The organism is Haloferax mediterranei ATCC 33500 (assembly GCF_000306765.2).
Lineage (GTDB): Archaea > Halobacteriota > Halobacteria > Halobacteriales > Haloferacaceae > Haloferax > Haloferax mediterranei.
The window spans coordinates 711,067-733,698 of sequence record NC_017941.2 but is presented as its reverse complement, the minus strand read 5'-3'; the positions used below and the strand labels follow the sequence as shown (position 1 = coordinate 733,698).

General features: G+C 61.0%; 19 protein-coding genes and 2 pseudogenes. 15 read left to right on the top strand and 6 right to left on the bottom strand.

Annotated elements, in window-relative coordinates:
• The first annotated feature begins 69 nt into the window (after window positions 1–69).
• Both HFX_RS03760 and HFX_RS03755 read left to right on the top strand, forming a co-directional pair.
• Window positions 70–375, top strand: a complete 306-nt coding sequence (locus HFX_RS03760) for a hypothetical protein (RefSeq protein WP_004057453.1) — start codon at window positions 70–72, stop codon at window positions 373–375.
• Between the two features lie 77 nt (window positions 376–452).
• Window positions 453–746: a hypothetical protein gene (locus HFX_RS03755; protein WP_004057454.1), complete on the top strand. Its 294-nt coding sequence runs from the start codon at window positions 453–455 to the stop codon at window positions 744–746.
• Window positions 747–1,071: 325 nt separating this feature from the next.
• Here the strand turns inward: HFX_RS03755 and HFX_RS03745 are convergent, their stop codons facing one another.
• Window positions 1,072–1,863, bottom strand: a complete 792-nt coding sequence (locus HFX_RS03745) for a cytochrome b family protein (RefSeq protein WP_004057456.1) — start codon at window positions 1,861–1,863, stop codon at window positions 1,072–1,074.
• A gap of 191 nt (window positions 1,864–2,054) precedes the next feature.
• Between HFX_RS03745 and pyk the strand changes: the two genes are divergently transcribed.
• The 8 genes and pseudogenes from pyk (at window position 2,055) to HFX_RS03705 (ending at window position 10,739) form a co-directional block, all read left to right on the top strand.
• Window positions 2,055–3,812, top strand: coding sequence for a pyruvate kinase (gene pyk, locus HFX_RS03740; RefSeq protein ID WP_004057457.1), 1,758 nt, complete (start codon window positions 2,055–2,057; stop codon window positions 3,810–3,812).
• A gap of 69 nt (window positions 3,813–3,881) precedes the next feature.
• Window positions 3,882–4,112, top strand: a complete 231-nt coding sequence (locus tag HFX_RS03735) for a DUF7312 domain-containing protein (RefSeq protein ID WP_004057458.1) — start codon at window positions 3,882–3,884, stop codon at window positions 4,110–4,112.
• 162 nt (window positions 4,113–4,274) lie between these two features.
• Window positions 4,275–6,011 carry a DUF7282 domain-containing protein gene (locus HFX_RS03730; RefSeq protein ID WP_004057459.1) on the top strand — a complete coding sequence of 579 codons (1,737 nt, stop codon included), beginning with the start codon at window positions 4,275–4,277 and terminating at the stop codon, window positions 6,009–6,011.
• A gap of 127 nt (window positions 6,012–6,138) precedes the next feature.
• Complete coding sequence (locus tag HFX_RS03725) at window positions 6,139–7,251, top strand: restriction endonuclease (RefSeq protein ID WP_004057460.1); 1,113 nt, start codon at window positions 6,139–6,141, stop codon at window positions 7,249–7,251.
• A 70-nt stretch (window positions 7,252–7,321) separates the two neighbouring features.
• On the top strand, window positions 7,322–7,918 hold the full coding sequence (locus tag HFX_RS03720) for an NfeD family protein (protein ID WP_004057461.1): 597 nt from the start codon (window positions 7,322–7,324) through the stop codon (window positions 7,916–7,918).
• Window positions 7,919–8,073: 155 nt separating this feature from the next.
• Window positions 8,074–8,634: pseudogene (locus tag HFX_RS03715) on the top strand (SPFH domain-containing protein); the annotation flags it as partial.
• Between the two features lie 96 nt (window positions 8,635–8,730).
• Window positions 8,731–10,011 (top strand): SPFH domain-containing protein, encoded by a 1,281-nt coding sequence (locus HFX_RS03710; RefSeq protein ID WP_004057463.1) that lies wholly within the window; start codon window positions 8,731–8,733, stop codon window positions 10,009–10,011.
• A gap of 110 nt (window positions 10,012–10,121) precedes the next feature.
• Window positions 10,122–10,739: a winged helix-turn-helix transcriptional regulator gene (locus HFX_RS03705; RefSeq protein WP_004057464.1), complete on the top strand. Its 618-nt coding sequence runs from the start codon at window positions 10,122–10,124 to the stop codon at window positions 10,737–10,739.
• Window positions 10,740–10,954: 215 nt separating this feature from the next.
• On the opposite strand, the gene HFX_RS03700 is transcribed toward HFX_RS03705, so the two are convergent.
• Window positions 10,955–11,224: a DUF7123 family protein gene (locus tag HFX_RS03700; protein WP_004057465.1), complete on the bottom strand. Its 270-nt coding sequence runs from the start codon at window positions 11,222–11,224 to the stop codon at window positions 10,955–10,957.
• A gap of 379 nt (window positions 11,225–11,603) precedes the next feature.
• Between HFX_RS03700 and aglD the strand changes: the two genes are divergently transcribed.
• Window positions 11,604–13,472: a flippase domain-containing glycosyltransferase AglD gene (gene aglD, locus HFX_RS03695; protein WP_004057466.1), complete on the top strand. Its 1,869-nt coding sequence runs from the start codon at window positions 11,604–11,606 to the stop codon at window positions 13,470–13,472.
• A 21-nt stretch (window positions 13,473–13,493) separates the two neighbouring features.
• Here the strand turns inward: aglD and yjjX are convergent, their stop codons facing one another.
• Window positions 13,494–14,015 carry an inosine/xanthosine triphosphatase gene (yjjX, locus tag HFX_RS03690; protein WP_049917459.1) on the bottom strand — a complete coding sequence of 174 codons (522 nt, stop codon included), beginning with the start codon at window positions 14,013–14,015 and terminating at the stop codon, window positions 13,494–13,496.
• A gap of 20 nt (window positions 14,016–14,035) precedes the next feature.
• Window positions 14,036–14,857 (bottom strand): helical backbone metal receptor, encoded by an 822-nt coding sequence (locus tag HFX_RS03685; RefSeq protein ID WP_004057468.1) that lies wholly within the window; start codon window positions 14,855–14,857, stop codon window positions 14,036–14,038.
• A 242-nt stretch (window positions 14,858–15,099) separates the two neighbouring features.
• On the opposite strand from HFX_RS03685, the gene HFX_RS03680 reads away from it, so the two are divergent.
• The 4 genes from HFX_RS03680 to HFX_RS03665 all read left to right on the top strand — a co-directional run bounded on the left by HFX_RS03680 (window position 15,100) and on the right by HFX_RS03665 (window position 18,596).
• Complete coding sequence (locus HFX_RS03680) at window positions 15,100–16,107, top strand: transcription initiation factor IIB (protein ID WP_004057469.1); 1,008 nt, start codon at window positions 15,100–15,102, stop codon at window positions 16,105–16,107.
• Between the two features lie 194 nt (window positions 16,108–16,301).
• Window positions 16,302–17,372 carry a DNA-methyltransferase gene (locus HFX_RS03675; protein WP_049917428.1) on the top strand — a complete coding sequence of 357 codons (1,071 nt, stop codon included), beginning with the start codon at window positions 16,302–16,304 and terminating at the stop codon, window positions 17,370–17,372.
• Between the two features lie 84 nt (window positions 17,373–17,456).
• The gene (locus HFX_RS03670; RefSeq protein WP_004057471.1) at window positions 17,457–18,152 is read left to right on the top strand and encodes a type I 3-dehydroquinate dehydratase; all 696 of its coding nucleotides are present in this window, start codon (window positions 17,457–17,459) and stop codon (window positions 18,150–18,152) included.
• A 27-nt stretch (window positions 18,153–18,179) separates the two neighbouring features.
• Entirely contained in the window at window positions 18,180–18,596 is a 417-nt protein-coding gene (locus HFX_RS03665) for a DUF7575 domain-containing protein (protein WP_004057472.1), read from the top strand.
• A gap of 33 nt (window positions 18,597–18,629) precedes the next feature.
• Here the strand turns inward: HFX_RS03665 and HFX_RS03660 are convergent, their stop codons facing one another.
• Window positions 18,630–19,805, bottom strand: a complete 1,176-nt coding sequence (locus HFX_RS03660; RefSeq protein WP_004057473.1) for a 3-dehydroquinate synthase II — start codon at window positions 19,803–19,805, stop codon at window positions 18,630–18,632.
• Between the two features lie 1,095 nt (window positions 19,806–20,900).
• A pseudogene (locus HFX_RS03655) lies at window positions 20,901–22,527 on the bottom strand (transposase).
• Window positions 22,528–22,632: the final 105 nt, after the last annotated feature.

The following is a 22,632-nucleotide window of genomic DNA, read 5'->3' as shown; positions in this document are numbered from 1 at the left end:
TCGTTTTTTGACGTCGAATACCAGACGCGGACCACAGCGACTAACTACACTGCCTCCCGAGCGTCGGCTATGCGAATCGGTGGACGGGAAGCACTCGGAATCGTCGTTGCGCTCGTGGCCGTCGTGGGCGTCGTCACCGCCGTCACCGGCGGCGGGGCGGGAACGCTGACCGTCGAGCGCGTCGACGAACTCCAGCAGGGACAGGGCGCGGTCGCCTTTGGAAACCTCGACCCCGACCAGCGAGCGGCATTCGAAGAGGCAGTGACGACCGGCGAAGAAGTACAGATACCGAGCGAAGACGCCCGCAACGAGTTCGTCGGCCCCGGTTACGTCCGATACGACGGCGGCATCTACCGGACGACAGTTTCCTCCTGACGGGACCGTTTCGCTACTCGTCTCGAACGTCACGACGCAACCGGAGCCACTTTGAGTGACTACGCGGGAGCACCGGTATGCGATTTGGCGTCGTACTCGCCGTGGCGCTCGTCGTTCTCTCGACGGGGTGTCTCGGCGGAAGCAACGGAACGGGGTATCTGACGGTCGAACGCGTCGATGAACTCCCGCAGGGGGAGGGAGCCGTCTCGTACGAAAACCTCTCGTCGGCACAACAGGAGGTCTTTCAACAGGCACTCGACGAGGACGGAAGCGTGACGCTCGAAAAAGGAATTGACCGAAACGAGTTCATCGACCCCGGATACGTCCGCTACGATGGCGACGTCTACCGAACGAGCGTTGCAGTCCCCTGAGGAGCGGCTGTTATCGTTCCCAGACTGTTCTCGCCCAGCGAAGCGACGAATCTCGATTAGCTTATTCTCGAATCCAGTCGACAGCGTAGAGTACCCCTCCGACACCCATAACGACGAACGCACCCTCAGAGACGGGGTTGTCGCTACCGAGTTCGACGGCACGTGCATCCAGAGAGACGACGACACCGGAGGAAACAGCGACGACGGCGAACTGGCGAATCGTACTGGACGTATCGACTAGCTGCTTGACACCGGAGCGAGCAGCGAGACTGCGCCCCGCAGAGAGTATTTGACGGATGGTTGTTCTGTTCGGTCATGAGTCGGACTACTTCGGCGGCCGGAGTCGGTAGTAGCGGCGGTTGAGGTCGTACATGTAGCCCTCGCGCATCGTCTTGAGTACCGCGTAGGTGAGGAAGCCGAAGACGAACGGTAAGAGGAACGTCAGGTCGAACAGCAGGTCGACGTTCATCGGCATGAGGTTCTTGATGGCGAGGAGGCTAATCGTCAGCGCGAAGACCACGCCGAAGACGCCCACGGCCGCCCAGAACGGCTGTTCGACGGGACGCCGGGCGGACCCCTTGTTGAGGAAGGGGACGATAGCGATGAAGCCGACGACCACGCCGTTTGCGACCACGCCGTACGTCCGGTCGGCCATCAGCTTTTGGCCGCCGAGGATGGCAAGCTCGGGGTTCAGCGGAGTCATCTTGAGGAGGCCGAACGACCAGTAGAGATACCAGTCCGGGAGAATAATCGCTGGCGTCTGGCTCGGGTTCGCGGGCGCGCCGATGTGCGGCGGCATCGTCGCCGAGAGGAACAGAATCATCCCGACGAAAAACGAGGCAATCGAGAGGTTTCGGACGGTCTCGTGCGGCCACGTCGGGAACGCCAGCACGTCGCGTTCGACGTAGTCAGACTCCGTGCGGAGGTTCTGGTCTTCACGACGTGCGCGCTCGAAGTACTCGTACGTCAAGCGAGCCAGTCCGGTTCTACGAGCCTTTCGCTCGTAGAAACTCGGTGTCTCGTCATCCGGTGGGACCGGTCCCGTCGGGAGACTACTGTCGCCCCCGTCAGTCTCACCACCATCCGTCCGGAGCGGGTGCTCGTCAGTCGGGCGCATAGCTGTATGTAGGACCGAAGGAGCAAAAAAATGTGCGACAGATTAACAAATACCACAATATTCCACACCCGGAGGTTCGACTATCACGTGATGTTAGGCCGCAGACGTCTACATAGACTACGTATGTGAACCTCTTACTCGACACCGAGTTCATCATCGGGCTTTTTTATTTGTCAGCCGTAGGTCGGGCTATGCGAAACGCAAAAATCGTCTGTACCCTCGGTCCGGCATCGTTCGACCGGGAGACGATTCGTGATCTCGCGGACGCCGGGATGAGCGTTGCCCGGATGAACGCGAGCCACGGAAACGTCGAACACCGGTCTGAGGTCATCGATAGCATCCGCGCCGTCGACGACGCGACCAAAGAACCGCTCGCGGCCATGCTCGACCTGCAAGGCCCCGAAGTACGTACTGCCCCCATCGACGAGGACATCTACCTCGAAACGGGAAGCGAGGTTCGGTTTTACGAGGGCGACGACGCCACGCCCGAAGCGGTCGGTCTTTCGTACTCTATCGCCGCCGCAGAACCCGGAGACACTGTTCTTCTCGACGACGGCCGAATCGAAGCGACCGTCGACCGCGTCGAAGACGGCTCTGTCTTCACGCGCATCAACTCCGGTGGACAACTCGGCGCGCGCAAGGGCGTGAACGTCCCCGGCGTCGACCTCGATATCGACCTCATCACCGACTCGGACTACGAAAACCTGAAACTCGCCGCCGAGAAGGAAGTCGATTTCGTCGCCGCCTCGTTCATCCGCGACGCAGAGGACGTGTACACCATCAGCGACACGCTCGAAAGCCTCGGTGCGGAGATTCCCATCATCGCCAAAATCGAGCGCGCCGGTGCGGTCGAAAATCTCGACGAGATTATTCAGGCAGCCCACGGCGTGATGGTCGCTCGCGGCGACCTCGGTGTCGAGTGCCCGCTCGAAGAAGTGCCGATTATTCAGAAGCGCACCATCCGCAAAGCGCAGGCCGCGGGCGTACCAGTTATCACCGCGACCGAGATGCTCGACTCGATGGTTCGCTCTCGCCGCCCGACTCGTGCCGAGGCGTCCGACGTGGCCAACGCCGTCCTCGACGGCACCGACGCCGTGATGCTCTCGGGCGAGACGGCCGTCGGCGACCACCCGGCCCGCGTCGTCGACACGATGTCCCGTATCGTCAAAGAAGTCGAAGCGAGTCCCGAGTACGACGAGAGCCAAGAACAGCGCGTTCCGACCGCTGACGAAGGCTCCCGAACCGAGGCGCTCGCCCGCTCCGCGCGCTACCTCGCGCGCGACGTGAACGCTGCGGCCGTCGTCGCAGTCTCCGAATCCGGGTACACCGCCCGGAAGACCGCGAAGTTCCGTCCGGGCGTGCCGGTCGTCGCCGTCACCCCGAACGACCGGACGCGACGTCAACTCGCCGTCTCGTGGGGCGTCTCCGCCGAGTACTCTGACTACAGCGCGAGTGTCGAAGCCGTGATGGACGACGCCGTCACCGCCGCGCTCGACGCCGGTGTCGCGGAGTCCGGCGACACAATCGTCGTCCTCTCCGGAATGATGACGGAACTCGAAGGGACGAACACGACGAACATGCTCAAGGTCCACGTCGCCGCCGAGCCAATCGCCACCGGCCGGAAAATCGTCAGCGGCCGCGTCGCAGGGCCGCTCTACCGGACCGAAGACGGCGACCTCTCCGACGTGCCGGAAGGCGCAGTCCTCGCGCTTTCGGCCGAGTTCGACGGCGAATTCGACGGTGACGCCGACAAACTCGCTGGCATCATCGACGCCCGCGCAGGCATGACGGGCTACCCGGCGCTCGTCGCGCGCGAACTCGACATCCCGATGATTTCCGGCGCGCCGCTGCCGAAGACCATCGAAGAAGGCGCGTCCGTCACGCTCCACGCGGAGCGCGGCATCGTCTACGAAGGCGATGTCATCAGCTACAACCGCGGCAGTCGCTGAGCCGAGACGCACGCGACGTCGAACGGGAGTGCGGTAGCCCTTTCCCACCGTACCACGTACCTGTAACTAATGTCGCGCGGTCCCGCCCCCAAGGACGAGGCAGACGGAGAAGACGAGTGGCGATACGATGTCGACGAAGTCGGGCCCGACGGCCGCGACCCAGTCGACGCGTCGCCCACAGCGGAGCAACTCCCGATAGAGCCTGGGTCACCACGAGCAGAGAACGTGGTTTTCGTCCTTCTCGGCGTGCTATTCGCGGTTGGTCTCATCGTGATCACGGTGTTCCCGGGCGGGGGCTGACAGGAACGGACGGAGACGGACGGAGCGCTGACAAACGAGCGCCGAGAGAGCCACGACAAGCGGAGAGAATCCTCCGCCGACTTTCCATTTTGATAATCGGGCCTTTTGATTTATGTGACCGCAACGGGAACCACCGCCAACTCCCCAACCGGGACATACGAAATGAGTTACGCAGCCCGTGCACCCTCCGTGTTGGTCGCCGCGTTGATTCTCTTCGCGGCGCTCTGGGTTCCGACGCCCGCAATCGCGGCCGACGAGCCGACCGCTTCGTTCGGCGAAGACGTCACAACCGTCACACGTGGCGATGTCGTCGAGATACGTGTCTCGCACTCACAGCCAGGCACGCTCCATATCGGTGGTGACGACTACGGCTACCACCTGACCGTCGAACTCGGCGGGTCGGGAACGACCACTATCACCATCGACACCTACAATTCGACCGGGAAGCCGAAGACGTACGTCTCCGGCGGTGGGAACAAGACGCTCCACACTGCCGAACTTCGGCGGCCCATCGAACCGGCGGCGTACCTGATGAACGTGACTATCGACGGTGTCGAACGTGCTATCGGGCAACTCGAGGTCGAGCCCCGAGGCAACACGTCGGCGACGACGACCGTCGCACCAGCGAGTCTCAACGACTCCGACTCGAAACTGACGGCGAAGAACGTCCGCGAAGCCGTCACGGAGCGACAGAAGGTCGCAAAAGGCGACCTCGCGGTCATCCAACTCAACGAGAGCGGCCTCGAATCGGCGCTGAAACCCGGTGACGTGACCGGCGGGGCGAACGCAAGCGGTATCGAGATTTCGTTGAACCAACTCGAAGTCCGGCCCAACCACGAACAACAGACGTTCCTCGCAACGCCGGAAAACGGGACGACAATCGTCCCCGACTTCGAAAACGACGTTGTCTACGTCGTCTGGGACACCTCGGACCTCCCGCTGGAGGGTGACGAAGAGACCTACGAAGCGCGGGTGACGCTCCAGGGGAACCACAGCGGATTCGTCGAAGAAGACACCATCACCGCGCGGTCACGGGTTCGACTCGTCGAGCCGACCGTCTCCGTAAACGTGGACAACGAGACGGTCTATCCGTGGGAATCGCTCCGCGTGAACGTCACCGGAAAGACGACGCTCGCACCCGGAAGTACCGTCGAACTACGAGCGCGTGCCCCCGGCCAACCATTCCTGAAACTCGTCCCCATCACCGTCGAATCCGACGGGACGCTGACGCAGAATCTCACGTTCGCGCCCGACGACCGCGGGCTTTCGTTCCCGATGTGGATTCGCGACTACCGCGACGAGACCGAGCGGACGATGCGCCTTCTCGAATCGGACGCGAGCCTTCGGTTCGTCGACCAGGAGACCGACGGAACGTTCGTCACTATCAGCGAGGTGAACCTCTCGGTCGGCGGCTTCGTCACGGTCGAAACCGCGGATGAAGAGCCGTTAGGAACCAGCGCGTACCTCCCGGCCGGGTCACACAAGAACGTCATCGTCGACTTCGACCGTCGGCAGTTGACCGACAGCGAACTGCTCGCGATTGCCTACGCCGACCGCGACCGCAACCAGAACTTCTCGCGGGCGTTCGACGCTCCGTTCCGGACGGGTGGGTTCAACGTGACGAACACCACGAACGGGACGAACGCCACGAACGAAACCGCAGGTACCATCATCGCCGACGACGCGATGGTCCGACTCGAACCCGGCGCGAAGACGCCGACACCGACCACCACGACAACTGAATCGACTGCGACAACGACGCCGACCGCGACGCCCTACCCGGTCGTCGAACGGACGCCACTGGAACCGTCTTCCGGAACCAACGCTGGTATTCCGTTTTCGCCCGGGCTCGCGGTCATCGCACTACTACTGACGGGGCTCATCGCACGACGACTGTGATACCGATTGATACTCGCGGCGGTCGGTTTACTCCCGGCGCTGCACGCCGATTGGACGAACTCGAATACGAACGCGACATGACCACACAGGACGGACGACACAGACCGTACACGGCGGAGGAAACACAGTGACGACACTCATCGAACTGGACGCGACGAAGTTCGTCCACTTCCTCTCGGACCTCTGGACGCAACGTAACTGGCAGACGAACGCACAACCCCGCGGGGAGGGTCGCTATCTCATCCAAGGGCAACGAGCGGACGGGACCAAGGGGATGATGCTGGTGCTTCCCGACATCGAGGCGACGGTCGAAAAAGAGCACATCAAAGGGTTCGTCGCGCACGCGAAGAAGCGTCAAATCGACGTGGTTGTCGTCGCAACACAGGGCGAATTCGTCGACGAGGTACGCGGCTTCGCCACGAATCACGACGTGACCTTACTCGACCGAGACGAGCTCGGTGAGACGGTCACAGAGGAGGGTCTCGAAGAGACGGTTCGGCAGTACACCGACGGAGACGTATTCGAAAGCGCGGAGGTCGAATTCGGATTACCGTTCGACCTTCCCGAACCGGTCGAAGACGCGCTCGCGTCGCTCCCGATAGACGCCATCCGCGAGCGACTCTCAGGTGGGGACGGCGACGGAAGTGGTTCGCTTAGCGACCGACTGCCATCTTCTATCGACGACCTCAAATCCGGTTCACCGCCGAGCGTCCGCGTCGTCGTCGTTGCGGTCTTGCTGCTCGTGCTCGCGCTCGGGTCGGTTGCAGCCCTCGGACCGATGATTGACGGACTCGGCGGCCCCAGCGGTGCCTCCGGCGTCGGCGTCTCTGCGGTCTCCAGTGCGCCCGCCGACTCCGCCGATATGGTTGCACGGTGGAACGCGAAAACGACCGAGTCGGTACAGCTCGGAAATCGGTCGTACACCGCTCCCGATGGCGAGCAGTTCGTCGTCGTCGCACTCAACGTGACGACCCAGCAATCGTCACCGGGGTCGCTCTCGCAGTCCGCGCTCGTCTTCGAATCCGATAGCGTTCGGTACGCACACCAACCGCTCGCAAACACGACCGGGTTCGCAAACGGCGGCCTGTTCACACCGAACGAGTCCGAAACCGTCTGGACCGTCTTCTCCGTTCCCGCGAACACGAGTACCGGAACCGTGCTCGTCCGCAGCGGAAACGAAGACACCGTCGCATTCATCCACGACGAGTCACTGTCAGCCAAACCAAACGAAGGCGAGTAGGAACGCGGACAAAACCCACAGACGGGACGCGACCCTCAACCCTTAATCGGGCGACGGTCCTAAAGCGGGTATGGCACACCCGCTGTTCCCGTTGCAGACCGGCCTCGTCGGTCCCGAGACGCTTCCGTTGCTCTTGATACTCGCTGGACTTGGTCTCTCTGTCGCAGAGGCGTTCGTGCCGGGTGCGCACTTCGTCGTCCTCGGCGTCGCCCTCCTCGCCGCGGGACTGGTCGGATTCCTCTTTACCCCGCTTGCAAGCCCGATTATCCTCGGCCTGCTCGTCTTCGTCTTCGGTGGGCTGACACTGTACGGCTACCGTGAATTCGATCTGTACGGTGGCAAAGGGCAGGGACAAACGAGCGATTCAGACGCGCTCGCCGGAAAGACCGGGCGCGTCACGGAACGTGTCACCCCGACGAGCGGCGAAGTGAAACTCGACGAGGGCGGCTTCAACCCGTACTACGCCGCCCGGTCGGTTCACGGCGAGTTAGAAGAGGGAAGCGAGGTGGTCGTCGTCGACCCCGGCGGCGGAAACGTCGTCACCGTCGAGGGTGTCGGTCCGGGCGAAGACGAAATCGACCGCGAACTCGCGAGAGAGCGGGCGCGTCGACGGCGCGAAAAACTCGAAGCGGAGCGAGAGCGCGAACGAGAACTGGAGCGAGAATGAGAACGAGAACTGGAGCGAGAATGAGAACGGAAGACGCAGAACAGACCTAACAGTCACTCGATGACGGAACTGGCTCAGTCGAGGCGACCGAAACCGCCCGACGTGACGACCCTTTCACACAAATACTTATCAGACGATCAATCTTGGACGAGGTTATGGATGTACTCGTTCTCCAGACAGGACTAGGAACCGTAACCACCATCGTTGGCCTCTCCATCCTTATTTTCCTCGTCGTAACGGTGTCCCAGTCGCTTGAGGTTGTCGGTGCCTACGAGAAGCGGGTACTCACGGTTTTCGGCGAGTACCGAGACCTCCTCGAACCGGGTATGAACTTCGTTCCGCCGTTCGTCTCCCAGACCTATTCGTTCGACATGCGGACGCAGACCCTCGACGTCCCTCGTCAGGAGATACTCACCCGCGACGATTCGCTGGTAACTGTCGACGCCGTCGTCGAGGTCACGGTCAGGGACGCCGAAAAAGCGTTCCTCGAAGCCGACGACTACCAGTACGCCGTCTCGAATCTCGTGAAGACGACGCTCCGTACCGTCCTCAACGACAGGCAACTCGACGACGCGCTCAACAATCAACGGAAAATCGGCGTGTACACCCGCCGAAAACTCGACAAAGAGACCGGCGAGTTCGGTGTCCGCGTCGAGGATGTCGAAATCCGTGAAATTACCCCAGGGGCCGACAGTCGGGAAGCGACAGAACAGCAGGACCCCACCAGATGAGACGTGCGGACGACCAAAACCGTCCGACGTGATGACCTTTTCACACTAATACTTATCATACAACCAACCCTAGACGGAGTCATGGACCTACTTGCTCTCCAGGCAGGTCTGGGTATCGGAGGAGTCGTTGCCGGCTTCCTCGTGCTCGTCCTCGCCATCGTCATGGTGTACCAGATGGTCGAGATCGTAGACGCCTACGAGAAGAAGGCGCTCACGGTCTTCGGGGAATACCGACGCCTCCTCGAACCGGGTATCAACTTCATTCCCCCGTTCGTCTCCCGAACCTACGCATTCGACATGCGTACCCAGACGCTGGACGTGCCCCGTCAGGAGGCAATCACCCGCGACAACTCGCCGGTGACCGCCGACGCAGTCGTCTACATCAAGGTCATGGACGCGAAGAAGGCCTTCCTCGAAGTCGACGACTACAAGCGCGCCGTTTCGAACCTCGCACAGACGACGCTCCGCGCCGTCCTCGGTGACATGGAACTCGACGACACGCTCAACAAGCGTCAGGAAATCAACGCGCGCATCCGCAAGGAACTCGACGAACCGACCGACGAGTGGGGTGTCCGCGTCGAGTCCGTCGAAGTCCGCGAAGTCAACCCGAGCGCCGACGTGCAACAGGCGATGGAGCAACAGACCTCCGCCGAGCGCCGTCGCCGTGCCATGATTCTCGAAGCGCAGGGTGAGCGTCGCTCCGCCGTCGAGACAGCCGAAGGTGAAAAGCAGTCGAACATCATCCGCGCACAGGGTGAAAAGCAGTCGCAGATTCTCGAAGCACAGGGTGACGCAATCTCGACCGTGCTCCGCGCGAAGTCCGCCGAATCGATGGGCGAACGTGCTATCATCGACAAAGGTATGGAGACGCTCGAACGCATCGGACAGGGCGAATCCACGACGTTCGTCCTCCCGCAGGAACTCACCTCGCTCGTCGGCCGCTACGGCAAGCAGCTAACCGGCTCCGACGTGCAGGATATGGAAGGCCTCTCCAGCATGGAGTTCGACGAGGAGACGCGCGAACTGCTCGGTCTCGACGATATCGACGACATCCTCGGCCAAATCGACGAAGCGGCCGAGATGAACGTCGAACAACTCGAACAGGAAGCAGAGGCCATCAAAGCCGGTGCCGAAGTGAACGACATCAAGTCACCTGACGAGGTTATCGCCGAAGTCGACGAGGAAGAAGAACCCATCAAATCAGCTGACGAAGTCGTCTCTGAAAGCGAAGGTCAGGACGGCTCAGACGGTGAAACAGCCGACGAGGCAACCGCGAACAACAGTCAACAGGAAAGCGCCACAAACGGCGACGAAGACGACGAAGACGAAGCCGAGATGTCGTTCGAAAAAGACTTAGAATAGCGCTTTCTCCCCTTTTCGCCCGAACCCGTCACACCGGCAGACCGTCACTAATCTCAGACAATTGATATGCCGAAGCGTTTTTCTTTAACCCATCACCTATGTGAGAGTAGATGTCGAACCGCCGGATAGACGAAGACAAACGGGCTACTCTCCGTCGCTTCGCTGCACTCGGGGCCGCCACACCACTGGTGGGTCTCGGTGCGAGTGACGATGACTCCGATTCATCCTCCAGTGACACTCGGGATGCGATTATCGGCTACCTGGCAGCTACACCGGGCGCACACTTCTCGAAAGTACGCGACGACTTGCAGTTGGGAACGGGCGAGACGCAGTATCACCTCCGGAATCTCGTCGACGAAGGAACGCTCGATGTTCGCCGCGACGGTGACTACAAACGCTTTTTCGCCGCGAGTCGATTCTCCGCGTTCGAACAGGTCGCACTCGGCTATCTCCGCCGCGACACGCCGCGCGGAATGCTCATTCACCTCCTCCGAGACCCTGACGCGACAGGGAGCGAACTCGCCGACAAACTCGGCGTCTCGCGGGCGACGGTGAGCACGTATGCGAAAGAACTAGACGCCGTCGGACTGCTGTCTCGCGAAAGCGGCTACGAAGTCCGCAACCCCGAGACGGTCATCACACTCTTGATTCGGTACGCAGATTCCTTCGGGTCAGATGCCGCAGCGTTCGCGAACGACGCGGCTGGTCTCATCCGGTTCGACCCCTGATTCGACCCTCGATTCGATACCCTTCCGGAGTCGAAACAGACGACTAACAGCTGATAGTTGACGGCAGTTCCCTCTTCTTGACAGTGACAAGCGAGGTCATATGTCGTCACTGAAAACCCAAAAATCGGGGGAGTGGAACGCGTAGGGGGAGACGACGGCGTTCCGGGGAGCGCACCGGGGGCGCTCGATTGAAGCGTCAGGGGTTCAGTGAGGGCTTAAGCAGTCACCTTCCACGTGGTTCCCGAGGAGTAACCCCACTTCTCGATGCTCACGTCGAATTCGCCGTCGAGAAGCGGGCGCATGTTAGCGCCGACTTCCTTCGCCGAGAGGTCGAGGTCCTCGGCGATGAGTCGCGACTTGAAGTACGTCTGCGTACCGACGTTGGTACGGAGGTACTGGAGGATACGACGCTGCTTCTCGGAGAGGTTCCCTGCGGCGTCGAGGACATCGCCCTCGGCCGCGGTTGTGGAGGCGGTTGTGCTCATACCTACACACAGGAGAGAGACGCCTATCAGGGGTTTGGTACAGGAGGTTAACACGCTGCTGTCTTGCGATTTTGACCACGAAATACTGCTCCGAAGGGGGTACTTGCACCACCGCAGGTACGGTCGCCTAACAACCACTGACAGCGGACACTTCGCCACCGAGGCGGGTCCCGCCAGCGACGAATTATCCCAGCAGAACATGACTATCAGAGATTATTCTCCACAAAAACAATACCGTGACACCCTATTTTCCCCACCATTACACAGAGAAAATAGCACAGAAGGCCGTTACTGTCCGGATATAAGCCCTTACAGCGAAATCCAACCTCGACGACGCGAGACAGAAAATACATACGCAGATAGCGGCCATACGACGACAATGGGTCGCCCGACAGACCGACGCTCGGCCGCCATCACTTCGGCCGGCGTCGAAGTGAGCGTCGTCCTCCCCGCGTACAACGAGGCGCGGACCATCGAAAATACGGTCCGCGTTACAGTCGAGACGCTCGAACGGTTCCTTCCTTCCGACGCGTTCGAGGTTATCGTGGCCGAAGACGGCTGCGACGACGAAACGCCGGAGATAGCCGACGAACTGGCCGCCGAAGACAAGCGGATTCGCCACTACCACAGCGACGAGCGGCTCGGTCGCGGCGGCGCACTCGAACGCGCGTTCGAAGCCGCCGACGGCGACACACTCGTCTATTTCGACACCGACCTCGCGACGGACATGCGACACCTCGAAGGGTTAGTCGAGCGCGTCCGTACGGGTGAATACGACGTCGCAACCGGCTCTCGGTGGATGCCGGACAACGTCGCCGACCGGCCGACGAAGCGCGGCGTACCGAGTCGAGCCTACAACGGTCTCGTCCGCTTTTTCCTCCAGTCCGACCTCCGTGACCACCAGTGCGGGTTCAAGGCGTTCAGTAGAGACGTGTTTGAGACGCTCCGCCACGACGTGGAGGACGAACACTGGTTCTGGGACACCGAGATGCTCGTCCGCGCACAGCGCGCAGGGTTCCGCGTCGCCGAATTCCCGGTCGATTGGGAGCCGAAAGGCGACACGAAAGTCGACCTCGTTCGCGACATCCTCGGGATGGGAAGTCAGATTCTCCGGACGTGGTGGCAACTGTCGGTTCGACCGCGTATCACCCGCCGGGTGACCATCGTCGCCGGCTTGCTCCTTACTGTCGTCGCGCTTGCGCTGATGACGGTCTACATCGACCCTTCGGAGGTTCTGGCCGTCCTCGGTAACGCGGACCCCGCACTCGTCGCGGTCGCAGCGGTCGTCTATCTCGCCTCGTGGCCACTCCGCGGCATCCGCTACCGCGACATCCTCAGAGAACTCGGCTACCGCGAGAAATCGGGCTTCCTCACTGGAGCAATTTTCATCAGCCAGACCGGGAATCTCGTGTTTCCCGCTCGGTTGGGTGATGGTGTGCGTGCGTACGTAGTGAAAGCCAGACGCGGCATCCCGTACCCGTCAGGGTTCGCCTCGCTCGCAATTGAGCGTGTCTTCGACCTGCTCACTATCGCCGGTCTCGCGGGCGTCGTCCTCGTCGGTCTCTCGGCGACTGGCGGCCTCGGAGACATCGCAACCGTCCTCGCGACCGGCGTGAGCGGCGGAACCGTCGATGTAGCTGCAGACGACGTGCGAACGGTCGCCTACGTCGCCAGCGGCGTCGGCGTCGTCGCCATCTTCGGCGTACTCGGAATTGCATTGTCGGCGCGCGCAGACCGCAACGTCATCCGGGCGTTCGTCGGTCGGTTCTCCTCTGACTCCTACGTCGAATACGTCGCGGGCATCATCGAGCAGTTCGTCTCCGACTTACAGGCAGTCGCAGGCAACCGCAGCGCCTTCGGTCGCGTCGGCCTGACGAGTCTCTCTATCTGGACGATTGACGTTGTAACCGCCGTTATCGTCCTCCTCGCACTCGGTGTCGACATCGACCCCGTCGTCCTCGTCGGCGTTTCCTTCTTCGCCGTGAGCGTCGGGAACCTCGCAAAAGTCCTGCCGCTCTCACCGGGTGGCGTCGGACTCTACGAAATCGCCTTCACGGTCTTCATGGCCGCGTTGGCTCCGGTCGCACCACCCGCAGCACTCGCCGCCGCGGTCCTCGACCACGCGGTGAAAAACGCCGTCACCATCGTCGGCGGCGTCGCCTCGATGCTGTCGCTCAACGTCTCGCTGACGACGGCAGTCGAAGAAAGCGCGGAAGTCCGCGAACACGAGTTCGCCGAATCAGAATAACCGAGACTTCGAATACTCGGTTTAGTACAGGTCACATCGGAACGGTGCGAGCGCGCCCGTCACCGCGGATTCGAGCGCGTCCGTACGGGTAATCCGCCCGCCGGTGAACACGCCCGCCGCACCCTCGTTTTTTGCGATATCGTTGGTTCCGAGTACGTCGTCCATCACCGGGCCGAGTTCCTCGCCCGCGCGGATTCTGTCGGCGATACCTCCGGGAAGGAGGAGACTCGGGCCAGCGGCGCGGCCGACGCGTTCGCCGTCGGTGACGGCCGCCCACATGACGAGGTAGATGTCGTCCTCGCGACCGTCGGTTCCAGCGGAGAACGTCGCAACGCCACCTTCGATGCCGATGCCGAGGTCGTAGTCGCCTTCTTCGAGCGCTTGATGCGCCCGATTGACCGCACCCTCGATAGTCTCGTCGTGTCCCGTGGGTTGCTCCGAGACCCCGGAGTCGACGGCGACCGCCGCGACGCTCGCGTCGGGACAGGCTCGCTCGACTGCGCGCCGCTTTACCGGATTTCCGCTTCCGACTGCGATGTTCATATCGTCACGCGTCGTGGCGGTCATATCTCTCCATCGGATTCCGTGTCCGAAGCCGACGACCACGGTTCGAGGAGGTCGGCATCGAGAGACAACCACGGTTCAGGGAGGTCGGCGTCCGGATGGAACAGACGCGCAAGTCGGTCCACGCCGGACATGAGCGCGGGACTCGGCTGATTGAGAAGCGAGTCGTCGACCGCGTGAACCGCAGCATCGACGCCCCACTCGCGCGCTTCGAACGCGTCGGGGTCGCCGCGTTCACCTTTGCCGCACGGGTGGAGCACCACGTGGGCCGGGTCGGCGGCCGCAACGTCGTCGGCGTCGACTTCTCGTGACCGTTCACCGGCATCGAGGAATGGGTAGGTCCCACCAGCAGCGCGGACAACGTCCGGAACCCAGTTTCCTGCAGCCATTGGTGGGTCGGCCCACTCTTCGCAGTAGACGGTCGGACGAGAGTAGTCGTCGACAGCCGCAGCGACGCGGTCGAGGTGCGTTCGGCAATCGTCGGCGAGCGCCGCACCGGCGGTTGCATCGCCAGCGGCATCGCAGACGACGGGAAACGAGTCGAGCACGTCGTCGAGCGTCTCGGGAGCGACGTGGACTACGTCGAAACCGCGCTCTCGTGCCTCCGCTGTGACATCCGTCTGGAGGTCGTCGGCGGTGCAGAGTGTATCCGGGTCGAGTGCTTCGATTCGCTCGAAATCGGGGTTCAACCAGCCACCGACGGCAGGCCGGTCCAGCGAGGAGTGAACGGTCGCCCCGACGACGCGGGACGCGAGTCCAGCGGCGTCGAGAATGGCTGTCGCACTCGGGGCGAGAGAGACGATTCGAGGGGTCCCGGACATACGTACGAGCCAAGAGGTTCTTCCGTGAAAAATAGGTGTCGCGTCCGGTTCGCAGGCTTTGTAACCGAATTTCGTACAAACCTCAATTGACCCGTGTGACCGGCTCACACGTGCAAATATCGCCACCGGCCCGAGCGATACCAAACCATTTATGCGTTCGTCTGCGGTCCTTCGTGTTACGGACCGCATCCGGGATTCTAGTCACCTCTAATCCATCTCCCGGAGCACCCGCCGTCGTATCCATGAGTGAACGAATCTGGACCCGAAACCCCGGCGCACAGGAACGAGAACAAAAACAGCAGAACGGCCGACAGCAGTCCGAAAGCGAACAGGAATCCACCAAGGGTGACACCCTGAAGTGTCCCGAGTGTGGCGGCCACGTCGTCACCGACGACGAACACGGTGAGACCGTCTGTAACGACTGTGGTCTCGTCGTGACCGCAGACTCCGTCGACCGCGGCCCGGAATGGCGCGCGTTCGACGCCCGCGAGAAGGACGAGAAGTCTCGTGTCGGTGCTCCGACCACCAACACGATGCACGACAAGGGGCTTTCGACGAACATCGACTGGCGCGACCGCGACGCGTACGGGAATTCGCTCGGCGCTCGCCAGCGACAGAAGATGCAGCGCCTCCGCAAGTGGAACGAGCGCTTCCGTACCCGCGACTCCAAGGAACGCAACCTGAAGCAGGCACTCGGCGAAATCGACCGCATGGCGTCCGCGCTCGGTCTCCCCGAGAACGTCCGCGAGACCGCGTCTGTCATCTACCGTCGCGCCCTCGACGACGACCTGCTCCCCGGTCGCTCCATCGAGGGTGTCGCCACGTCGTGTACCTACGCCGCCGCCCGTATGGCCGGCGTGCCGCGCTCGCTCGACGAAATCGCTGAAGTCTCGCGCGTCGAAAAGAGCGAAGTCGCTCGCACCTATCGCTACATCGCGCGCGAACTCTCGCTCGAAGTCAAGCCCGCGGACCCCGAACAGTACGTCCCGCGATTCGCCAGCGAACTCGGGCTTTCCGACGAGTCGAAGATGCGTGCTCGCAAACTCCTGAAGAACGCCAAGGAAAAGGGCGTCCACTCGGGTAAGTCGCCGGTCGGTCTCGCCGCCGCTGCAGTCTACGCGGCCGCGCTTCTCACCAACGAGAAGACGACGCAGGCCGCCGTCAGCGACGTTGCCGATATCTCCGAAGTCACGATTCGCAACCGCTACCACGAACTCCTCGAAGCCGAGGAGAATCTGGGACTCGTCTAAACGACCGATCACTCTGACGGCGGGAGCGAATCAGTTGTCGACTTAGTTTCTCGGTTATTCGACCCACGAGCGACGGCTTCAACAGGGGTCGGCACGCTTCCTCCCTTCCTCCACGGTGAGATGCTTCTACGCGCATCGAAACAACTCGTCTATCGAGGCGAAACGTTTTGTCTCGGGACGAACACATCCGGACGATGCGCACGAAGCACGCCCTCAGGGTGGGCGACGCTGCCGACACCGGACTCGCCGACGAGAGCGTGGACCTCGTCGTCACATCGCCACCGTATCCCATGATAGAGATGTGGGATAGTCTCTTTTCGGCCCGCGACGAGGCAGTTTCTGACGCACTCGATTCGGGTGACGGCGACGCCGCATTCGAGGCAATGCACGAGCAACTCGACGCCGTCTGGGACGAAGTCGAGCGCGTCCTCGCGCCCGGGGGCATCGCGTGTGTGAACGTCGGCGATGCGACCCGAAGCCTCGGTGGGTCGTTCCAGCAGTATCCCAACCACGCTCGCGTCCTGACGGCTCTCTCTGAGCGCGGATTGACACCGCTGCCGGACGCTATCTGGCGAAAGCCGACGAATCGCCTGACCAAGTTCATGGGGTCGGGGACGCTGCCGCCGAATGCCTACGTCACGCTCGAACACGAGTACGTTCTCGTCGTGCGCAAAGGGGACTCGCGGTCGTTCCCGCCGGGCGACGAGATGCGCTACGAGAGCGCCTTCTTCTGGGAGGAACGCAACCAGTGGTTCTCCGACCTCTGGGAGTTCACCGGCACCGACCAAGAACTCGACTCGGGAACGAGAGACCGCTCGGCGGCGTTCCCGGTCGAACTCCCGCTTCGTCTGATTCGGATGTACTCCATCTACGGCGATACCGTGTTCGACCCCTTCGCCGGAACGGGCACGACGACGCTCGCAGCGATGCTCGCGGGGCGGGATTCGGTCGGGTACGACCTCGATTCCGAACTCATCTCAGCCTTCGAAGACCGACTCGATGGTATCGAATCCCGGTCGCGCACAGAAGTCGAGCACCGACTCGATGCTCATCGGTCGTTCGTCGCAGACCGGGACGAACGGCCGGGTCACGACGCCGAATACTACGACTTCCCCGTCGTGACGAAACAGGAGCGAAATATCCGCCTCTACGCTGTCTCGTCAGTCACGCGGTCGGCGGCCGACGAAGACCGACAGTTCGTCGTCGAGCACGAACCAGTTGATGCTACCTCGGACGCCCCCAAAGACGCACAGATGACCGACTGACGGCCGAGCACCAGCCGTCAGAGACCCAAGCGAACCCATTGCGGACACGGACACCGATTTAGGACCGCGCAACGCAGGACGCATATGGACCTCTCGTTCGACTCGTTCGTCCTTGCGGCGAGCACTGCAGACCTCGGCGACGAACCCACCGCCCGAGACGTCGCAGACGCCGTCGAGTTCCGAATGGACCTCGCAGATAACCCGCTCGACGGTCTCGACGACTACGACGGGGAACTCCCGATTCTCGCGACCAACCGCGCCGACTGGGAGGGCGGCGAAGCCGACGGCGACGAGGTCGACCGTCTCGACGCGCTCGTCGCGGCCGCCGAGAGTGACGCCGTCGCCGCGGTGGACATCGAACTCGATAGCCTGCGTAGCGAGGTCGGTGTCGACGCCGCCGCTCGTGCGCGCGCCGCGGGCGCGACAATCGTTGCGTCCGTTCATGATTTCGAGCGGACGCCCGCGCGGTCGGAACTGACGCGACTGCTCCACGAAGCCGCGACGCTCGGCGACGTGGGAAAACTCGCCGTCACGGCCCAGACGAACGCCGACGCGCTTCGACTCCTCGACGTGACGCACACTGCAACGGAGTGGGGCGACACGGTGGCCACGATGGCGATGGGCGAGGCCGGACGGCACACACGCGCTGTTTCACCGGTGTACGGCTCGAAAATCGGATATGCACCCGTCGAACCCGCAGACGCCACAGCACCGGGTCAATACGGTGCTCAGACGCTCCGGTCACTCGTCGACGACCTGTCGAGCAATCCAGACGTTTAAGACTACGGGCGACGAGGCCAACGCACGATGCCCGATGCTCGTCGTCGCGCGTTCGTCGCCGCCCTCGTCGGAGTCGTTGGTGCGTCTCTCGGTATCGCCGGCGCAGGGCACGTCTACCTCCGAGAGTGGCGACGCGCGCTCGCGTGGTTCACGTTTGTAATCGGTGCTGTACTCGTCCTCCTTTCGACAGTTACCGACCCTGCGTCCGTGGGGTCGCTCTCGACGATAGAGTCTGTAAGTGCACTCCCGACAACGGTGATCGTTCCCGTCGTCGGACTGTTGTTCCTGAGCGCACTCGACGCCTATCGCGTCGGGATGCGCAGTCGAGGCCGCAACGCTAACGGCCAGCCGACCTGCCCGGTCTGCAGAGGCGAACTCGACCAACAACTCGATTTCTGTCCGTGGTGTGCGACGGAACTCGAGTGGTACACGGTCGAAGAGTGAAAAACGAATCGTCGCTCGAAACGAGAGACGGACCTACTTCTCGATAATGCTCTCTTCGACGGCCTCGCCGAAGTGTCGAGCGGTGTCTTCGTAGTAGATAAGCATCTCATCGCCCGGTTCGAGGTCCGTAACCGCGGTGCGACCCTCGCGCGTGTGGACCTTGATGGTCTCTGCGTTCTGCAGGAGGGTAGTGACTCTGTCACCCTCGTAATCGGCGGAGATGCGGAACATCGGTCGCTTTTCTATCTTGACGCGGCCCACGATGGCCTCGCGGGTGCGACCCTTCGTATCGACGACCTGCACTTCGTCGCCGCTTTCGAGTTCCGAGAGGTAGGTCGTTCCGCCGTTGGGTGTTCGTGCGTAGGCGTGGACTGCGCCTGCATTGACTCTAAATGGCCGGGAGGCGACGTAGGGAGACTCGGCGGTTTCGGCGTGGACGAAGAAGAGACCGCGAGACATCGACCCGACGAGCATCCCCTCTTCGTGGTCCATGAGCGAGCCGGTATCGACGCAGACGCGGTCGGCCATGCCCGTCCGCTCGACTTCCTGGACTTCCGCCCAGACGAGGTCGAGCGATTCGCGTTCGGCCTCGTCTCGAATCTCGACTGTTTTGCGAATCTCATCAGGGTCGTCGCTGTCGAGGAGGACGCCGTCGGAACCGATTTCGAGCGTCTCGAAGGCCGCCTTGGCCTCTTCGGCGCTCGTCACACCAGCGATGAGGTCGGTCTCCTCGCCGATACGTGCGATGAGGTTTTCGAGTGGGATGATAGTCCAGTCCTCGCCGACGACGATAGTGTGGTCGCCGTCGCGGGCGGCCTCCTCGGCGAACGCTTCGTAGTCCTTGCTCAGGATGCGAACGTACGACCCGTTTGCGAGGTCGTCGCTGCGGCGGAGCGTCGTCAAGTCGGCAGACCCGGAGAAATCGGAGGGGAGGTCGACGGTGGCGTCGCCTTCGCCGTCCTTGCCGACGATGTAGGCGTCGGCGAGCGCCTCCGCCTCGTCGTCTTCCTCTGCTTCCATCACGTGAACATCAGCATCGCTGCGGAATGCGGCAATCTTGACGTCGCCGAGTTCGCGCACCTGCTCGACATCGTCCTCGTCGACGAGAACCCAGTCGACACCGGCTTCGAGACCCGACGTGATGCGTCGCTTCCGCGTCTCCCAGTCGCCGACCGTGTCGTCGGCTTTGAGCCAGACGCTTCGTGTCATTATCGACTTCACTCGGTCGTCAGGCTTGAACGTGGCGAATGAATCAACGGACGGCGGATGGAGAAGGAGGTTGTGGTATCACCGATAGTGGCCAATTCTATATCGCAGTATATGATTTATCACATCGTCTTCGGACAGTTTTGCGTCGAATCGACGGACTGCGGCGGACGTCTTCGCTGACGGGAGGGTCGGCGGAAAATCGGATACTCGAGATTGAAATTTACCTCGACAAGTGACAGTCGGTACAAGCCGAAACGGTGACCCCCGTTCGACCCGAGTTGTGGCCGCGTTCGATTCCTCGATTCAGGCTGTCGAACGATTTACACGACCGACGACCATTGTCCTGAGCGCGATTCTCATCGTTTTGTGGGCTCGGTGCGTATCGGTGGGGAGATGGCGGACGCTGAGCGGACACCAGGTCTTCGGCGTCCAACCGGGGGTTCAAGTGGTGAAGACGCCCTTCCGTCGGCGTCGAACTCTGTATCTGTCGTGCGAGTGAGTCTGCGAATGTCGGTCACTGAATCGGCACGCTATCACGCAGACGGACGCCTGACATCGCTCACTTGACCGCCCGAGTGACCCGCGGAAGCTCTCGCCGTCAACATTTCTGGCAGAAATCTGTGGTATCGTCATCGGGTGGGAACTCAGTCTATTGGAGTAGACGCCCCAAGTAGGAGTAACCAGTCACATCTGATTCTGTCGTCGGTGACGCGGGATACGGGGTACAACATCGACTATCCTCCGAATCTCATTTCGAGAGCGTTGGACGACGAGAGCCGTGCGCATGTGCGGTCTCTCGTTTCCCCACGACGCTTCGGAACACGTCTCGTCAACGCAATACTCCCGGGATAGGTAGAATCGCCCAGATATAAATCAAATGCTGCGATATAGAATCTCCCTTTCTGGGGTTCACAGTTTCGGAGGATGGGCAATTTTAGCGTTTCTTTGACGCTGAATTAGTCTAGATTACGGGGAAGAGAGCTAGAAAACTTGTCCAAACCAGTTCATCCTCTGTGATTGTCAGAAACCATCCGAAAAATTCTGCCCAGAAATAGTGCCACCGCTCACGAGGGGCAAGCCGGAGTGTTCGTACACTTAGTCCGGCGGAAGCAGCGCCGAAGAGACCAACTCGACACACTCTCCAGCCGTAATGACTGGTGCGTAGTCCATCTCACCGTCAGCACCAGCTTTCAACAGAAAGTCAGTGAGCCGCCAGATATTGTACAAGAGGACCGCGAACACGAAGTAGAACAGCCGAACGCGGTAATCCTTCGAGGAAGTCTTCGCTAAGAAATCGTGTTTGATTGATTTGTACTCGTTTTCGATCTGCCAGCGGCTACTGTATCGACGACAGAACGCTTCAGCCTCTTCTGGCCGGACACGAGCATTCGTTGCGAAGACGGTTGTTCCATCCGACTTCGTCGAGGGAACGTAGAGGAACTGCATCGCGTGCGAACCTTGTTCGACGTGGACTGACGCCGACTCGACAGCGACATCTTGGCTGTCCTGCTCCATCTGCTCAATCGCTTTGCGCTCTGAGCTGGTGATTCGCTTGGGAATCAGGTAGTCCACGTTAAGATTCGAGAGCGTCTGAAACACCCTCATCGAGTCGAATTCGCGGTCACAGAGTACCATCTCGATTGGAACGTGTTCTTTCGCTTTCCGGACTAATCGCCGGACGACACGATGAATTCGATTTGGCGGGTTATTGTCCCACGCTGAACTCTCACGAACCGGTTCGACGGCCAAGACGAGCGGGATGTTTTGCCCAACAATCGAGAGAGTAGTAAACTTGAACGCTCTCCCCTCACCGTCTTTCGTCCCGCTCACCATCGACATTCCTTCAACGTTACCGAAGTAGGGGACTGTCGTAATGTCAAGCGCGACGGTCACTGGCCGTCGAAACGAGACTTCAGAGTCGATTACTGAGAGGAGCTGGTTAGTAGCGGCGTTGAATCCATCGAGGAGTAAATTTGCTTCGAATTGCTTGACTGCCCGGAGGTGGGTGTCACCATGCGGGCCGTATTCTTTACCACGTCGGTACTGAAAGCGTGCTGCGCCTTGGGCAGTCCCGCAGCCAACCATTCCCATGAATGTCTGTAACTCGAAAAACCGAGAGTCATCGTACGACGAGTTGTCTGCTCTGCCAGAGTCAAATGGCGAGAAACAGTGTTCACGAGCAAGGCGAGTCGTACGAAAGATTTCCTTGTCGTCGAACGTGGTTCCCTGCTCTTCTCCATTTTCAGACTTCTCTGAGTCACGTTCTTCGGAATCGGTGACTTCGTGCTTAGGACGTACTCCAGCAACAGATGGGCCGAAATCGTGGATATTTTTAACGAGTAGATGTGCGCCTCGTTTGACAAACTCGCGAGTGGCTTTGTCGAAGCGATTACGCCACGTCCTCGACAAGACCGACACATCAGGAATACGGTCGAGACCACACGCTGAGGCGAGTTCATGGTAGCCGGAGAGTTTCCGATAGCTGTTTCCAGTGATTTCGCGGTAGAAGAAGAGTTTGAGTATTCCCTGAAATGGGTACGATGCCGGATGCCACTCAGGATAGCCGTCTTCAAGCGTCAAGCCGAATTTCAAGTTCTTCGAACGCTTCAAGTAGTGACTTGCCGAGCCGGAGATGTTCCCGAAGGTTGAGACCAACAAGAAAAGCATCGGTCATTCGAGCAGCACGGGCTTCCATACGACCGATATTTTCAACGCTCCTCATCAATACCTCGACAAGCGATAGTCCAAGCCGGTATATAGACAGTGCTGTCAACGTTCAATTTGAATATTTCTGATAGTTATAATACGCAAACGCCGAAGACATAAT

What these genes read in the sequence shown, in the direction of transcription:
- aglD (WP_004057466.1), top strand. Translation starts at nt 11,604, where the DNA reads ATGGGTCGCCCGACAGACCGACGCTCGGCCGCCATCACTTCGGCCGGC.
- HFX_RS03705 (WP_004057464.1), top strand. Translation starts at nt 10,122, where the DNA reads ATGTCGAACCGCCGGATAGACGAAGACAAACGGGCTACTCTCCGTCGC.
- HFX_RS03680 (WP_004057469.1), top strand. Translation starts at nt 15,100, where the DNA reads ATGAGTGAACGAATCTGGACCCGAAACCCCGGCGCACAGGAACGAGAA.
- HFX_RS03710 (WP_004057463.1), top strand. Translation starts at nt 8,731, where the DNA reads ATGGACCTACTTGCTCTCCAGGCAGGTCTGGGTATCGGAGGAGTCGTT.
- HFX_RS03700 (WP_004057465.1), bottom strand. Translation starts at nt 11,224, where the DNA reads ATGAGCACAACCGCCTCCACAACCGCGGCCGAGGGCGATGTCCTCGAC.
- HFX_RS03735 (WP_004057458.1), top strand. Translation starts at nt 3,882, where the DNA reads ATGTCGCGCGGTCCCGCCCCCAAGGACGAGGCAGACGGAGAAGACGAG.
- HFX_RS03730 (WP_004057459.1), top strand. Translation starts at nt 4,275, where the DNA reads ATGAGTTACGCAGCCCGTGCACCCTCCGTGTTGGTCGCCGCGTTGATT.
- HFX_RS03685 (WP_004057468.1), bottom strand. Translation starts at nt 14,857, where the DNA reads ATGTCCGGGACCCCTCGAATCGTCTCTCTCGCCCCGAGTGCGACAGCC.
- HFX_RS03760 (WP_004057453.1), top strand. Translation starts at nt 70, where the DNA reads ATGCGAATCGGTGGACGGGAAGCACTCGGAATCGTCGTTGCGCTCGTG.
- pyk (WP_004057457.1), top strand. Translation starts at nt 2,055, where the DNA reads ATGCGAAACGCAAAAATCGTCTGTACCCTCGGTCCGGCATCGTTCGAC.
- HFX_RS03660 (WP_004057473.1), bottom strand. Translation starts at nt 19,805, where the DNA reads ATGACACGAAGCGTCTGGCTCAAAGCCGACGACACGGTCGGCGACTGG.
- HFX_RS03665 (WP_004057472.1), top strand. Translation starts at nt 18,180, where the DNA reads ATGCCCGATGCTCGTCGTCGCGCGTTCGTCGCCGCCCTCGTCGGAGTC.
- HFX_RS03745 (WP_004057456.1), bottom strand. Translation starts at nt 1,863, where the DNA reads ATGCGCCCGACTGACGAGCACCCGCTCCGGACGGATGGTGGTGAGACT.
- HFX_RS03720 (WP_004057461.1), top strand. Translation starts at nt 7,322, where the DNA reads ATGGCACACCCGCTGTTCCCGTTGCAGACCGGCCTCGTCGGTCCCGAG.
- HFX_RS03675 (WP_049917428.1), top strand. Translation starts at nt 16,302, where the DNA reads ATGCGCACGAAGCACGCCCTCAGGGTGGGCGACGCTGCCGACACCGGA.
- HFX_RS03755 (WP_004057454.1), top strand. Translation starts at nt 453, where the DNA reads ATGCGATTTGGCGTCGTACTCGCCGTGGCGCTCGTCGTTCTCTCGACG.
- HFX_RS03670 (WP_004057471.1), top strand. Translation starts at nt 17,457, where the DNA reads ATGGACCTCTCGTTCGACTCGTTCGTCCTTGCGGCGAGCACTGCAGAC.
- yjjX (WP_049917459.1), bottom strand. Translation starts at nt 14,015, where the DNA reads ATGAACATCGCAGTCGGAAGCGGAAATCCGGTAAAGCGGCGCGCAGTC.